The 14,009-nt window shown below is 72.6% G+C and carries 14 protein-coding genes; 10 read left to right on the top strand and 4 right to left on the bottom strand.

The window, feature by feature from the left end; translation table 11 throughout:
* Positions 1–88 precede the first annotated feature (88 nt).
* Positions 89–1,066, top strand: coding sequence for an ATP-binding cassette domain-containing protein (locus tag ACIBSW_RS31320; RefSeq protein ID WP_354719632.1), 978 nt, complete (start codon positions 89–91; stop codon positions 1,064–1,066).
* Positions 1,063–1,911: an ABC transporter permease gene (locus ACIBSW_RS31315; RefSeq protein ID WP_354719634.1), complete on the top strand. Its 849-nt coding sequence runs from the start codon at positions 1,063–1,065 to the stop codon at positions 1,909–1,911. Before ACIBSW_RS31320 ends, ACIBSW_RS31315 begins: the two co-directional genes overlap by 4 nt.
* Here ACIBSW_RS31315 and ACIBSW_RS31310 read toward each other — a convergent pair.
* Complete coding sequence (locus ACIBSW_RS31310; RefSeq protein WP_354719636.1) at positions 1,896–2,384, bottom strand: MarR family transcriptional regulator; 489 nt, start codon at positions 2,382–2,384, stop codon at positions 1,896–1,898. The two genes, ACIBSW_RS31315 and ACIBSW_RS31310, sit on opposite strands and share 16 nt — an antisense overlap.
* 89 nt (positions 2,385–2,473) lie before the next feature.
* Between ACIBSW_RS31310 and ACIBSW_RS31305 the strand changes: the two genes are divergently transcribed.
* On the top strand, positions 2,474–3,721 hold the full coding sequence (locus tag ACIBSW_RS31305; protein WP_354719638.1) for an FAD-dependent monooxygenase: 1,248 nt from the start codon (positions 2,474–2,476) through the stop codon (positions 3,719–3,721).
* On the opposite strand, the gene ACIBSW_RS31300 is transcribed toward ACIBSW_RS31305, so the two are convergent.
* Entirely contained in the window at positions 3,690–4,817 is a 1,128-nt protein-coding gene (locus ACIBSW_RS31300) for a HAMP domain-containing sensor histidine kinase (protein ID WP_354719640.1), read from the bottom strand. The two genes, ACIBSW_RS31305 and ACIBSW_RS31300, sit on opposite strands and share 32 nt — an antisense overlap.
* Positions 4,814–5,470, bottom strand: coding sequence for a response regulator transcription factor (locus tag ACIBSW_RS31295; RefSeq protein WP_354719642.1), 657 nt, complete (start codon positions 5,468–5,470; stop codon positions 4,814–4,816). Before ACIBSW_RS31295 ends, ACIBSW_RS31300 begins: the two co-directional genes overlap by 4 nt.
* Positions 5,471–5,594: 124 nt before the next feature.
* Here ACIBSW_RS31295 and ACIBSW_RS31290 point away from each other — a divergent pair, with 124 nt between their 5' ends.
* The 5 genes from ACIBSW_RS31290 to ACIBSW_RS31270 are packed head-to-tail and all read left to right on the top strand — an operon-like array spanning position 5,595 to position 9,823.
* On the top strand, positions 5,595–6,188 hold the full coding sequence (locus tag ACIBSW_RS31290) for a hypothetical protein (RefSeq protein WP_354719644.1): 594 nt from the start codon (positions 5,595–5,597) through the stop codon (positions 6,186–6,188).
* Positions 6,185–7,228 carry a peptidoglycan-binding protein gene (locus ACIBSW_RS31285; RefSeq protein ID WP_354719645.1) on the top strand — a complete coding sequence of 348 codons (1,044 nt, stop codon included), beginning with the start codon at positions 6,185–6,187 and terminating at the stop codon, positions 7,226–7,228. Before ACIBSW_RS31290 ends, ACIBSW_RS31285 begins: the two co-directional genes overlap by 4 nt.
* Positions 7,225–7,884, top strand: coding sequence for an ABC transporter ATP-binding protein (locus tag ACIBSW_RS31280; RefSeq protein ID WP_354719647.1), 660 nt, complete (start codon positions 7,225–7,227; stop codon positions 7,882–7,884). Before ACIBSW_RS31285 ends, ACIBSW_RS31280 begins: the two co-directional genes overlap by 4 nt.
* 2 nt (positions 7,885–7,886) lie before the next feature.
* Entirely contained in the window at positions 7,887–9,068 is a 1,182-nt protein-coding gene (locus ACIBSW_RS31275) for an ABC transporter permease (protein WP_354719649.1), read from the top strand.
* 59 nt (positions 9,069–9,127) lie between these two features.
* Positions 9,128–9,823 (top strand): MOSC domain-containing protein, encoded by a 696-nt coding sequence (locus ACIBSW_RS31270; protein WP_354719651.1) that lies wholly within the window; start codon positions 9,128–9,130, stop codon positions 9,821–9,823.
* A gap of 68 nt (positions 9,824–9,891) precedes the next feature.
* Here ACIBSW_RS31270 and ACIBSW_RS31265 read toward each other — a convergent pair whose 3' ends face one another.
* The gene (locus ACIBSW_RS31265) at positions 9,892–10,536 is read right to left on the bottom strand and encodes a class I SAM-dependent methyltransferase (RefSeq protein ID WP_354719653.1); all 645 of its coding nucleotides are present in this window, start codon (positions 10,534–10,536) and stop codon (positions 9,892–9,894) included.
* Positions 10,537–10,575: 39 nt separating this feature from the next.
* Between ACIBSW_RS31265 and ACIBSW_RS31260 the strand changes: the two genes are divergently transcribed.
* Both ACIBSW_RS31260 and rph read left to right on the top strand, forming a co-directional pair.
* Positions 10,576–11,298: a hypothetical protein gene (locus tag ACIBSW_RS31260; protein ID WP_354719655.1), complete on the top strand. Its 723-nt coding sequence runs from the start codon at positions 10,576–10,578 to the stop codon at positions 11,296–11,298.
* 98 nt (positions 11,299–11,396) lie between these two features.
* Entirely contained in the window at positions 11,397–13,994 is a 2,598-nt protein-coding gene (gene rph / locus ACIBSW_RS31255; RefSeq protein WP_354719657.1) for a rifamycin-inactivating phosphotransferase, read from the top strand.
* The last annotated feature ends 15 nt before the right edge of the window (positions 13,995–14,009 follow it).

The raw sequence follows: 14,009 nt of genomic DNA, 5'->3' as shown, positions 1-14,009 counted from the left end.
CCACCTGGCGGTCAACCCGTCACCGCCCGGCCGCAAAGTGTCACACCCACCCGGCACGATGCCAGGATGTTCGGCGAAGGGAGATGACATGAGCGCACCGGCCATCGAGACATCGGGTCTCGTCAAGGCGTTCGGCGCCAACCGCGCGGTCGACGGCGTCGATCTGACCGTGCCGACCGGCACCGTCTACGGGCTGCTCGGCCCCAACGGCGCCGGCAAGACGACCGTCGTCCGCATGCTGGCCACCCTGCTGAGACCCGACGGCGGCCAGGCCCGGGTCTTCGGCCACGACGTGCTGCGCGAGGCGGACGCGGTCCGCGCCCGGGTCAGCCTGACCGGGCAATACGCCTCGGTCGACGAGGACCTGACCGGCACGGAGAACCTGGTCCTGCTCGCCCGGCTGCTCGGTCACGGCCGGACGGCCGCCCGCGAGCGGGCCGCCCGGTTGCTCGACGCGTTCGGGCTGACCGACGCGGCGGCACGCCAGGTGAAGAAGTACTCCGGCGGCATGCGGCGGCGCATCGACATCGCCGCGAGCATCCTCAACACCCCCGACCTGCTCTTCCTCGACGAGCCGACGACCGGCCTCGACCCGCGCAGCCGAAACCAGGTGTGGGACATCATCCGGGTCGTCGTGGCGAACGGCACGACCGTGCTGCTCACGACGCAGTACCTGGACGAGGCCGACCGGCTCGCCGGCCGCATCGCGGTGATCGACCACGGCAAGGTCATCGCCGAGGGCACGCCGGGCTCGCTGAAGGCCTCGATCGGCGCCGGGACGGTCCACGTGCGGCTGCGGGACACCGCGCAGCGCGACGAGGCCGCCCGGCTGCTCGCCGCGGCGCTCGGCACGACCGTGCAGCAGGAGGCGGATCCGGCCGCACTGACGGCGCGGGCCGCCGGGTCCGGCTCGGAGCGGGGCGCGGCGGAGCAGGCGTCCCGGGCCCTCGCGGCGCTCGCCGACGCCGGGATCATCGTGGACGACTTCTCCCTCGGCCAGCCGAGCCTCGACGAGGTCTTCCTGGCGCTGACCGACCGCCCGGCGACACACGAGGTGATGGCATGAGCGTTGTCACCGGTGCCGAGGCGACCGCCGTCTACGCGCCTTCCGCGGAGACGTTGGGTGCCGTCCTGGCGCGGGGCGATCGGCCCCGGCGCCCCAGCGCGTGGGCGGCGTCCGTCACCTTCGGCTGGCGCGCGATCCTGAAGATCAAGCACGTCCCCGAGCAGCTCTTCGACGTGACCGCGTTCCCGATCATCATGACGCTGATGTTCACGTACCTCTTCGGCGGTGCGCTGGCCGGCTCGACGGAGGAGTACCTGCAGTTCCTGCTCCCCGGCATCATGGTGACCAGCGTCGTGATGATCACGATGTACACGGGCGTGGGCCTGAACACCGATATCGAGCGGGGCGTGTTCGACCGCTTCCGCTCGCTGCCGGTGTGGCGGCCGGCGGCCCTGGTCGGCATGATCTTCGGCGACGTGCTCCGCTACATCCTGGCGGCGACGACGATCACCGTGGTCGGCCTGGTCCTCGGCTTCCGTCCCGAGGGCGGCCTGCCGGGCGTGCTGGCGGGCGTCGGCCTGCTGGTGGTCTTCTCGTTCGCCTTCTCCTGGGTGTGGACCATGTTCGGGCTGTTCCTGCGCTCGGAGAAGTCGGTCATGGGCGTGAGCATGCTGGTGCTCTTCCCGCTGACCTTCCTGAGCAACGTGTTCGTCGACCCGGCGACCATGCCGGGCTGGCTACAGGCGTTCGTGAAGGTCAACCCGATCACCCACCTGGTGGCGGCGGTCCGCTCGATGATGGCGGGCCGCTGGGACCTGGGCGAGATCGTGTGGGTGCTCGCGGCGAGCGCGGTGTTCATCCTGATCTTCGGCCCCCTGACCATGAGGCTCTACAACCGCAAGTGATCGGGCGCGTCTGTGCGGGTCGGGTCGGGGTGTGGGCGGTCGCCGGCGACGGCGGACATGAAGTCGGCGATCAGGTCGATTTGGGCGTCGTCGTAGCGCTGGAGTAGGTCGATCATGTGCTGGGCCTGGCCGGCGTAGTGCGGTTGCACCTGGGCCGCGATCTGGGCGGCGTTCAGGGACACGATCACCTTGCGGCGGTCGTGCGGGTCGCGCTCGCGGCGGACGAAGCCCGCGCCCTCCAGGCGGTCGAGCACCCCGGTGACCGTGCCGGTCTTCAGGCCGGTGAGGTCCGCGAGGCGGCCCGGGGTCAGCGGGCCGTGCACGTCGAGCAGCGTCATGAACTGCGCGTCGCTCGGGCCGAGCTTCAGCCGCTCGGCGACCTGGTGGCTGAAGAGGACCGCCGTCGCGATCACGCGCCGGGTCGACTCGACGATGACCAGTTCCCGCTCGGCCCTTAGACCTCTCGTGGACACAAGTATCTCGCAATCGCTAGTATCTCGGCTGGACGAGATAATCGGCGGTACGAGGGATTTTCCCACGACGAGCGGGGGAGTGTGGCGCGGTGGGTGTGACGGAAGTGCGGACGGCGATGATCGTCGGTGGCGGGGTCGCCGGGCCGGTCGCCGCGATCGGGCTGCGCCGGGCCGGCATCGAGGCGACGGTCTACGAGGCGTACGACCGGCAGGCCGACGGCATCGGCGGCGAGCTCATGCTCGCGCCCAACGGCATGGCGGCCCTCGCCGCGGTCGGGATCGCCGACGTGGTCGCCGCGGCCGGCGTGCCGACGCCCCGGATGGTGATGGAGACCGGCACGGGCCGGCGACTCGGGCAGTTCGAGGACCTGCCCGGCCTGCCGGCCAGCCGGACCTTCACCCGGGCGCGGCTGTACCGCGCGCTGATCGACGCGGCCGTCGCCGCCGGCGTCCGGATCGAGTACGGCAGGCGGCTGACCGGGTTCACCGACGGCCCGGGACCGGTCGTGGCGAGGTTCGGCGACGGGACCACGGCCGAGGGCGACGTGCTGATCGGCGCCGACGGCATCCGGTCGACCGTCCGGGGGCTGCTCGACCCGGCGGCGCCGCGGCCGCGCTACAGCGGACTGATCGGCCTCGGCGGCTGGGTGCGCGACCCGGGGCTGCCGTCCACCGACGGCGCGATGCACCTGGCCTTCGGCCGGCGGGCCTTCTTCGGCTACCGCGTCGGCGACGACGGCGAGTCGGGCTGGTTCGCGAACGTGCGCTCCGCCGAGATGATGACGGCGGCGCAGGCGCGGGAGATCCCCGAGGCCGAGTGGCTGCGGCGCCTGCGGGCGCTGTTCGCGGACGACACGCTGCCGGCGCTGCGGATGCTCGGGCAGGTCGAGCCCGGAGAGTTGATCAATGTGGGCGGCCTGCAGGACATGCCGCCGGTCCGCACCTGGCACCGCGGCCGGGTGGTGCTCGTCGGCGACGCCGCGCACGCGACGACGCCGAGCTCGGGGCAGGGCGCCTCGCTGTCGATCGAGAGCGCCGTCGAGCTGGCGCGCTGCCTGCGCGATCTGCCGGTGCCGGACGCCTTCGACGCGTACGAGGGGCTGCGCCGGGCCCGGGTCGAGCGGGTCATCGCGAGGACGGCCCGGATCAACAACGACAAGGCGCCCGGCCCGGTCGGCCGGGTGCTGCGGGACCTGCTGTTCCCGGTGGCGATGCGCACGTTCTACAACCCGGAGAAGATGATGGGCTGGATGCATCGCCACACGATCGACTGGGACGCGCCGGTGGCGAAGACACCGGCGATCGCTACTGCCAGGGGCGGGCGGCCGGCAGGGTGACTGTGACGACGAGGCCGCCGGCGTCGCGGGGGGTGGCGTTTACCTCGCCGCCGTGTGCGCGGGCCACCGCCCGCACGATCGACAGGCCCAGGCCGACGCCGGGGCCGGCGAGCCGGTCCTTGCCGAGGCGGCGGAACGGCTCGAAGAGCGTCTCGACCTCGTAGCGGGGCACGACCGGGCCGGTGTTGCTGACCTCCAGCGTCGCCAGGTCGTCCTTTGTGTAGGTGGACACCCGGACCCAGCCGCCGTCGGCCAGGTTGTGCCGCACGCCGTTGTCGACCAGGTTCTGCACCAGCCGTTCGAGCAGGACCGGGTCGCCGACGGTGGCGGCCTCGGCCAGCTCGACCTCGATGTCGTCCGCGCTCACGTGCGAGGCGATGTCCGCGAGGTCGACGTACGAGCGCTCGGTCAGCTCCCGCTCCGAGCGGGCCAGGGTGAGCAGCCCGTCGATCAGCCGGCCGTGCCGGTCGTTGATCGCCAGCAGGGTCGTGCCGAGCTGGCGTACCTCCACCGACGCCGACTCCTGCTGCAGCGCGACCTCCAGCAGGGTCCGGTTCAGGGTCAGCGGGGTGCGCAGCTCGTGCGACGCGTTCGCGATGAACCGCCGCTGCCCGTCGAACGAGCGGTCCAGCCGGGTCAGCATCAGATCGAACGTGTCGGCCAGCTGCTTGATCTCGTCGTCCGGGCCGGTCATCGCGATCCGCTCGTGCAGGCCGCGGTCGGCCGCCGGTGACTCGGCGATCCGCCGCGCGGTCTCGGTGATCCGGTGCAGCGGCTGCAGCATCCGCCCGGCCACCAGCCAGCCCAGCGCGATCGCGACGGTACCCACCACCAGCAGGGCGATCCCGCCCTGGGTGAGCAGCACGGTCAACGCGTCCTCGCGGGTCTCCCGGACGACCTCCTGGAAGTAGACGTCCGGCTTCGGCAGAGCCGGATCCGGGGCAGGAACCCCGACGTTGGTCGACCCCCGGATGACCGCCTTGCCGGGCAACTGCTGCCAGACGAGGACATAGGTGACGCCGAGCATCACCACGCCGAAGGCCATGAAGAGGCTGCCGTACACCAGGGTCAGGCGGCCGCGCACGGTCAGTCTCATCCGATCCGATACCCCACTCCGGGCTCCGTGAGCAGCACCGGCGGGTTGCCGAGCTTGCGGCGCAACTTCAGGATCGTCATCCGTACGGCGTGGGTGAACGGATCCGCGTTCTCGTCCCACGCCTTCTCCAGCAGCTGTTCCGCCGACACCGCGGTGCCGTCGGCCCGCAGCAGCTCGGCCAGGACCGCGAACTCCTTGCGGGACAGCGGCACGTACCGGCCGTCGCGGAAGACCTCGCGCCGGTGCGGGTCCAGGCTGATGCCGGCCCGGCGCAGCACCGGTGGCGCGGCCGGGCGCGACCGGCGGCCGAGCGCGGCGACCCGGGCGGACAGCTCCCGGAACGCGAACGGCTTGGGCAGGTAGTCGTCCGCCCCGAGCGCCAGCCCTTCGACCCGGTCGTCGATCTCGGCCGCCGCCGTCAGCATCAGGATCCGCAGGGTCGCGTCCCGCCCGGCCAGCTGCCGGCACACCTCGTCGCCGTGCACGAGCGGCAGGTCCCGGTCGAGTACCAGCACGTCGTAGTCGTTGACCTGGGCGCGTTCGAGCGCGGCGGCGCCGTCGTAGACCACGTCCACGGCGTGGGCGTCGTGCCGAAGGCCCTCCGCGACGGCATCGGCCAGCAGCGGCTCGTCCTCGACCACCAGGATGCGCATGCCTCCATGGTGACCCACGGTCATGTCACGTGGGCGTCATCGTTTTGCGTGACGGTGGGGAAACCCGCCGGGGGCTTCACTGCTTCCCGTGGCGGCCGCCCGGCCGCCGACGAGGGAGAAGACGATGCGGAGCTGGAGGATTCTCGCGCTCGGCCTGCTGCTCACGGCAACGGCCGCCGGGTGCGGAAAGGCCGCCGCCGGTGACGGGGTTGCCTCGGTCGGTGGGACGCCGACGGCGTCGGCCACGGCCGACGCGCCCGATCAGGGGGACGAGGACGCACCGCTGAAGTTCTCGCAGTGCATGCGGGAGCAGGGCCTGACCTGGTTCCCCGACCCGAATACCGACGGGGGAATTCAGATCAGACCCCCCAAGGGTACGGACAAAGCGAAGATCGACGCGGCCATGGAGGCGTGCAAGAAGTGGGCGCCGAACGGCGGCGACCACGGGCCGGCCGACCCGGAGATGCTCGAACAGGCCCGGCAGATGGCGCAGTGCATGCGCGAGAACGGCGTCGAGAAGTTCCCGGACCCGAAACCCGACGGAAGCATCCAGATCGACGGCAGGAAGGTCGGCATGGGCCCCGGTGACCCGACGTTCGACAAGGCCGAGGAGGCCTGCTCCAAGTTCCGCCCGACCGGACCCGGATCCGGCGTGAACACGCACAAGGACACGTCCGGCGGCGGTTCGTCCCTCCAACTCGACTCGGAGCGGGGATGAGGCGCCGGCTGGCCGTCGCCGCCGCCGCGGCGGTGGCGCTCACCGCGGGCGCCGCGGCGGTCGTCGTGGCCGGGCTGCCGGACGGTCAGGCGGAGGCGGAGGCGTCGGTGCCCCCGCTGACGGCCGAGGTGAAGCGGGAGACGCTCGTCGACACCCAGGACGCCGACGGCGAGCTCGGGTACGGGGACACGACCGCGCACGCCGCCCGGCTGTCCGGGACGGTGACCTGGCTCGCCGCGGCGGAGTCGACGGTGCGGCGCGGCAGGCCGCTCTACCGGGTGGACGACGACCCGGTGGTGCTGCTGTACGGCTCGCTGCCCGCGTACCGGACCCTGTCGGCGGGGGACACCGGCAGGGACGTCAAGCAGTTCGAGAAGAACCTGTGGGCGCTGGGGTACCGCGGCTTCACCGTCGACCGGACGTACTCGTCGGCGACGGCTTCCGCCGTACGGGATTGGCAGGACGATCTCGGGCTGGCGGAGACCGGAGAGGTCGACCCGGCACGGATCGTCTACGCGCCCGGCGCGGTCCGGGTCGCCGCGCACTCGGCGGCGCCGGGCGCCGCGGCGCAACCCGGCACCGCGCTGCTCGACACGACCGGCACCGGCCGGGTCGCCACCGTCGAGCTGGACATCGCCGACCAGCGGCTGGCCCGCAAGGGCGCCGCCGTGCGGGTGACCCTGCCGGACGGCACCGAGGCGCCGGGCCGGATCACGGAGGTCGAGACGGTGGTGACGCCCGCCGAGGGGCAGGAGGACGCGAGCACCAGCCTGTCGGTCACCATCGCCTTCGAGAAGGCCCCGAAAGGGCTGGACCAGGCGGCGGTCACCGTGGCGTTCACCGCGTCCGAGCGCAAGAACGTGCTGACGGTCCCGGTCTCGGCGCTGCTCGCGCTCGCCGAGGGCGGGTACGGCCTGCAGGTCGTCGAGGGCGGCTCCGCGCGCTACGTCGCGGTGGAGACCGGCCTGTTCGCGAACGGCCGGGTCGAGGTGTCCGGCGGCGGCATCAAGGACGGCATGACGGTGGGGATGCCGGAATGAGCCAGGTCATCGAGCTCGCCGGCGCGACCAAGTCCTACCCGGGCGGGGTGACCGCGCTCGACTCCGTCGACCTCGGCGTCGAGTACGGCGAGCTCGCCGCGGTCGTCGGCCCGTCCGGCTCGGGCAAGTCGACGATGCTGCACCTGATCGGCACGCTCGACCGGCCGTCGGCGGGCACCGTACGCATCGACGGGCACGACGTGGCCCGCCTGTCGGACCGGCAGCTCTCGGCGCTGCGGGCCCGCCGGATCGGGTTCGTCTTCCAGCAGTTCCATCTCGCGCCCGGCCGCACCGCCGTCGCGAACGTGGCCGACGGACTCCTGTACTCAGGCGTACCTAGGCGAGAGCGCGAGCGGCGCGCGGAGGCCGCGCTGCACCGGGTCGGTCTCGGCGGCCGGCTCGGGCACCGGCCGCACCAGCTGTCGGGCGGCGAGCGGCAGCGGGTGGCGATAGCGCGGGCGGTGGCCGGGGAGCCGGCGCTGCTGCTGGCGGACGAGCCGACCGGAAACCTGGACTCGGTCGCCGGATCGGGGGTGGTCGAGCTGCTGCGGGAACTACACGCCGGCGGCACGACCGTGCTGGTGATCACGCACGACCGGGAGCTGGCCGACGAGTTGCCCCGGCAGATCTCGCTGCTCGACGGGCGGGTGATCTAGCCATGGTGCTGTCACCTGCCCGGCTGCGCGGCTCGGACCTGGCGCGAGTCGGCCTGTCCGGGCTGCGGGCGCGTCCGTTGCGGGCGGTGCTCTCGGCGCTGGGCATCGCGATCGGCATCGCGGCGATGACCGCGGTCGTCGGCATCTCGTCGTCCAGCCGCGCCGACCTGGACCGCGCGCTGGCGGCGCTGGGCACGAACCTGCTGACCGTCGGGCCGGGCAACACGATGTTCGGCGAGAACGCGACCCTGCCCGACGAGTCGGTGTCGATGATCTCCCGGATCGGCCCGGTGTACGCGGTCGCGGCGATCGGTGCGGTCTCCGACACGGCGGTGTACCGCACGGACCGGATCCCGACGGCACAGACCGGCGGCATCTCGGTCGCGGCGGCCCAGCCGGCCCTGCTCTCGACCGTCGGCGCCTCGGTGGCGTCGGGGAGCTGGCTGAACGCGGCGACCGAGCGGTACCCGGCGGTGGTGCTCGGCGCGACGGCGGCGCGGCGACTCGGCGCGGTCCCGTCGATCTACCTGGGCGGGCGCTGGTTCACCGTCGTCGGGGTGCTCAAGCCGGTGCCGCTGGCGCCGGAGCTGGACTCGGCCGCGCTGGTGGGCTGGCCGTCGGCCGCGGAGTACCTGAAGTTCGACGGGCACCCGACGACCGTCTACACGCGATCGGCGGACGCGCAGGTCAACGCGGTGCGCGGGGTCCTGGCGGCGACCGCCAACCCGTCGAACCCCAATGAGGTCAAGGTGTCCCGGCCGTCGGACGCGCTGGCGGCCCGGCGCGCCACCGACCGGACCTTCACCCAGCTGCTGCTGGGGCTGGGCGCGGTGGCGTTGCTGGTCGGCGGGATCGGGGTGGCCAACACCATGGTGATCTCCGTGCTGGAGCGGCGGGCCGAGATCGGCCTGCGCCGGTCGCTCGGCGCGACGCGTGGGCAGATCCGGGTGCAGTTCGTCGCGGAGTCCATGCTGTTGTCGCTGGCCGGCGGGGCCGCGGGAGTGCTGATCGGCTTCGTGGTCACGGCGTTCTACGCGTCGACGCAGACCTGGCCGACCGTGGTGCCGCTGTGGGCCCTGTGCGGCGGGGTCGGCGCGACCGTGGTGATCGGGGCGGTGGCCGGGTGGTATCCGGCCGTCCGCGCGGCGCGAATGGCACCGACGGAGGCGCTCGCCGCCGCCTGACCACCGGCCCCGCCCGGCCGCCGACGTGCGGCCGGGCGTGGGCCTCCTATCCTCGCCCCATGAGGGTGGCTGAGATCCGTCGATACCCGGTCAAGTCGATGCTCGGCGAGGTCGTGCCCGGCGCCGAGGTGGACGGCCGGGGCGTCGTCGGCGACCGCCGCTGGGCGGTGCGTGACCCGGACGGCAAGTTCGGCAGCGGCAAGAACACCCGTCGCTTCCGGCGGATGCCGGGGCTGTTCGGGCTGCGCGCGTACGCGGGGAATCCGCCCGTCGTCGAACTGCCGGACGGCCGCCGCTTCGCCGCCGACGACCCGGCCGGGCACCGGGCCGTCGGCGAGGCACTCGGCCGGACCGTGACGCTGGCGCCGGAGGGTGACGTCCCGCACCACGACGAGGGCCCGGTCAGCCTCGTCACCACCGCGGCCATGCGCCGGCTCGCCGAGCTGAGCGGCGGCGAGGGCGTCGAACCGCTGCGGTTCCGGGCCAACCTGCTGATCGAGGTTCCCGGCAGCGGTTTCCCCGAGGACGGCTGGCTGGGCCGCGAGCTGCGGGTCGGCCCGCAGGTCGTCCTGCGGCCGGTGCGCCCGCTCACCCGATGCGTGATGATCGACATGGCCCAGGACCGGGCCGGCGAGCGCAACGACCTGCTCAAGACCCTCGCCGACCACCACGACCTGACCTTCGGGGTGTACGCCACGGTGGAGCGGGCCGGTCGGATCATGGTCGGCGACGAGTGCTCCTGGGCGAACTCCTGAAGGCCGACGAGTACGAGGTCGACGACTACCGCCGCATCGAGGCCACCCTGGCATCGGGCGACGCCGCCTCAGTGACGCGGACGCGCGATCAGCATTCCGCCGGTCATGGTCTCGTCGGGTTGGTGCAGCGTGCTCACCTCGACGCGAAACCCGGCCTGGTCGAGCCACTCGGCGACGCGCTCGACGGGGCGGCGGTGCACGTACACCCGCATCGGGTGCCCGCCGTAGCCCTCGGTCCGCAGTGTCGAGTCGTCGCCGACGAAGAATCCGAGCAGCAGCGCACCCTCGGGCCGCAGCACGCGGCGGAACTGACGGAACGCGGCGCGGACCTCCTCGTCCGGGACGTGGATGATCGCGAACCACGCGACCAGCCCGGCGACGGAGGAGTCGGCGAGGTCGAGGTCGGTCATCGAGCCGACGTCGAACCGGATTTCGGGGTGGTCCCGGCGGGCCATGGCGATCATGCCGGGGGACAGGTCGACGCCGAACGCGGGCAGGCCGAGGCCGCGCAGGTGCGCGGTGACCCGCCCGGTGCCGCAGCCGACGTCGGCGACCGGGCCGCCGCCGGAGTCGCGCACCAGCTCGGCGAAGAGCGCCAGCAGGTGCCGCACCACTGGCTGTTCGTTCAGGGAGTCACGGAACAGCTCGGCGTAGCTCGCCGCCGCGGTGTCGTAGGACGTGCGGGTGTCGGCCAGCCAGCCGGTGTCCGTCATGGCGCCAGACCTTAGACCAGGCGTGGCAGAGTCGTCCGCATGACCACCGCGAGGGACTCCTTCAGCTTCCCGGGGCCGTGGCTGGGTGGCGTATCCCTGATCGCCGGGCCGCTCCTGCTGCTGACGGGCACGCTCCTGCGCCTCGGCGTCCCGTTCTTCTTCCCGCACCAGCTCTCCGCGTACGGCGAACAGCCGGCGCTGATCGCCACCGCGTACGCGATGTTCCTGGCCGGCACGATCGCGCTGTGGCCGGGTGTCGTCGCGGTCGCGGCGCGGATCGGGGTCACTCGGCCCGGGTGGGCGGTGTGGGGCGGCGCCCTGGTGGTCTTCGGACTGTTCGCCCGCGCTTTTCACTACGGGGTCAACACGTTCGCCTTCGCGCTGGTCGACAGCGCGGGCGTGAACGCGGCGACGCAGGCCGTCGGCGCCTATTACGGGCGCCGGGAGTGGGTCGTGTCGAGCCTGACGGTCGCCGTGATGGCCGGCTGGATCGTCCTGGCGATCGGGTGCTTCCTGTCCGGCACGCTGCGGGCGCTGCCGGCCGTCGCGCTGGGGCTGACGTCCGGCCTGATGATCGGGGTGCTCAAGGGGAGCACCTGGGCCTCGGCGGTGCAGGTCGCCGGGCTCGCCGTGGCGTTCGTGCCGCTCGGCGTGACGCTCCTGCGCGGCGCCGACCGGCCGTCCAGGCGCGCGGTCCTGCGGACGGTACCGCTGGTCCTGTTGTTCATCGCCGGTTCGATCGTCCTCGGACAGCTCGGCTGACGATTCCGCAGGACGGCCCGGGCTTGAGGGCTTGTCTTCACCCTATAGCGCAGTGGTGGGCTTGCGGCAAGACCCGCGCCGAGGCGCAGAATCGGTCAATGATCGAGCGGTACGTGATGGATCTTCAAGAGGTCGGCGAGTCGCAGGTCGCGGTCGTCGGCGGCAAGGGCGCGCACCTGGGTGAGCTGTCGCGGATCGAAGGCATAACCGTGCCGGCCGGCTTCTGCGTGACCACGGACGCCTTCCGGCGGGTCATGGCCCAGCTGCCGTCGCTCGACGATCAACTGGATCGGCTGTCGCGGCTGGACCCCGACGCCCGGGACGCGATCCGCGCGCTCAGCGCGGAGCTCCGCCGGACGATCGAAGGAGCCGGCGTCCCCGACGACGTGGCGGCGGCGGTCACCGGCGCGCTCGCGCGGCTCGGCGGGCAGGCGGCCTACGCCGTCCGCTCCAGCGCGACGGCGGAGGACACGCCGACGGCCTCCTTCGCGGGCCAGCAGGACACATACCTGAACGTCGTCGGCACGGCGTCGATCCTCGAGCACCTCGGCCGGTGCTGGGCGTCGCTGTTCACCGAGCGGGCCGTGACCTACCGCATGCGCAACGGCTTCGACCACCGCAAGGTCCACATGGCCGTCGTCGTGCAGCGGATGGTCCTCCCGTACGCGTCGGGCATCCTCTTCACGGCCGACCCCGTCACGGGTAACCGGAAGGTCGCCGCCGTGGACGCCGGGTTCGGGCTCGGCGAGGCGCTGGTCTCCGGCCTGGTGAACCCCGACGTCTTCAAGGTGCGCGACGGCGAGGTCGTCGAGCGGGCGGTCGCCGCCAAGCGGCTGGCCATCCACGCCCGGCCGGAGGGCGGGACGCGGGAAGAGGCGATCGACCCGCGGCGGCAGGAGCAGCCCGCGCTGACGGACGCGCAGGCCGTGCGGCTCGCGGGGCTCGGGCGGCGGATCGAGGCGCACTTCGGCCGCCCACAGGACATCGAGTGGTGCCTGGTCGACGATGACTTTCGCATCGTGCAGAGCCGGCCGATCACCACGCTGTTCCCCGTGCCCGAGATCGGCGACGCGGAGAACCACGTGTACATCTCCGTCGGCCACCAGCAGATGATGACCGACGCCATGAAGCCCCTCGGCGTCTCCATGTGGCAGCTGACGGCCATGGCGCCGATGCACGAGGCCGGCGGGCGCCTGTTCGTCGACGCCACCAGGCTGCTGGCCGCGCCGGCCAGCCGCGCCGGCTTCCTGGAGCTCGCCGGCCGGTCCGATCCGCTGATCAGGGACGCCCTGGAGACCGTCCTCGAGCGCGGCGACTTCGTCCCGGCGCTCGCCGACTCCGCGCCCGTCCGGCCGCCGCTGCACGGCGGGTCCGGCCAGATCGAGACCGATCCGGGCATCGTCACCGAGCTGATCGAACGCAGCCGTACGTCCACCGCCGCCCTGGAGCACGACATCCGGGCGAAGACCGGGCCGGCGCTCTTCGACTTCCTGCTGGAGGCGATCCAGGAGCACAAGCGGGTCCTCAGTGAACCGCTGAGCATCCAGGCGATCATGGCGGGCATGGAGGCCACCTGGTGGCTCAACGACCGGCTGCTGGAATGGCTGGGCGAGAAGAACGCGGCCGACACGCTCACGCGGTCGGCGCCCGACAACGTCACCTCGGAGATGGGACTCGCGCTGCTCGACGTCGCGGACGTGATCCGCCCGTACCCCGAGGTGGTCGCGTTCCTGCAGAACGCCGGGGACGAGGGATTCCTGGACGAGCTGCCGAAGCTGCCGGGCGGGACCGAGGCGCGCGACGCCATCGAGGCATATCTCGACCGGTACGGCATGCGCTGCGTCGGCGAGATCGACATCACCAGGCCGCGCTGGAGCGAACGACCCACCACGCTCGTGCCGCTGATCCTCGACAACGTGAAGCTGTTCGAGCCGGGCGCCGCCGCGCGGCGCTTCGAGCAGGGCCGGCAGGAGGCGCGGGACAAGGAACGGGAGCTGCTGGAACGGCTCCGGGCCCTGCCGGACGGCGCGGCGAAGGCCGACGAGACCAAGCGGATGATCGACCGGGTCCGGACCTTCATCGGCTACCGGGAGTACCCGAAGTACAACATCATCGCCCGCTACTTCGTCTACAAGCGAGCCCTGCTGGCGGAGGCCGAGCGCCTGGTGCGGGCCGGCGTGCTCACCGCGAAGGAGGACATCTACTACCTCACGTTCCAGGAGCTGCACGACGTCGTACGCACCAACCGGTCCGACGATCGGCTCATCCGGGAGCGCAAGGAGGCGTTCCGGGCGTACCAGGGGCTCAGGCCGCCCCGGGTGCTCACCTCCGACGGCGAGGCCATCGCCGGCGCCTACCGGCGCGACGACGTGCCGGCCGGCGCCCTGGTCGGCCTGCCGGTCTCCGCCGGAACCGTCGAGGGCCGGGCCCGCGTCATCCTCGACATGGCGGATGCCGACCTCGAGGCCGGCGACATCCTGGTCACGGCGTACACGGATCCCAGCTGGTCGCCGCTGTTCGTCGCGATCGCGGGCCTGGTGACGGAGGTCGGCGGCCAGATGACACACGGCGCGGTGATCGCCCGCGAGTACGGGCTGCCGGCCGTCGTCGGCGTGGCCGATGCCACCCGGCTGATCCGGGACGGGCAGCGGATCCGCGTACACGGGACCGACGGATACATCGAAATCCTGCAGTGACACGGGCAGGATGGG

Source organism: Actinoplanes sp. NPDC049668 (assembly GCF_044465445.1).
Taxonomy (GTDB): Bacteria; Actinomycetota; Actinomycetes; order Mycobacteriales; family Micromonosporaceae; genus Actinoplanes.
The sequence above is the reverse complement of the archived record's forward strand: the minus strand, read 5'-3'. Positions and strand labels throughout refer to the sequence as shown.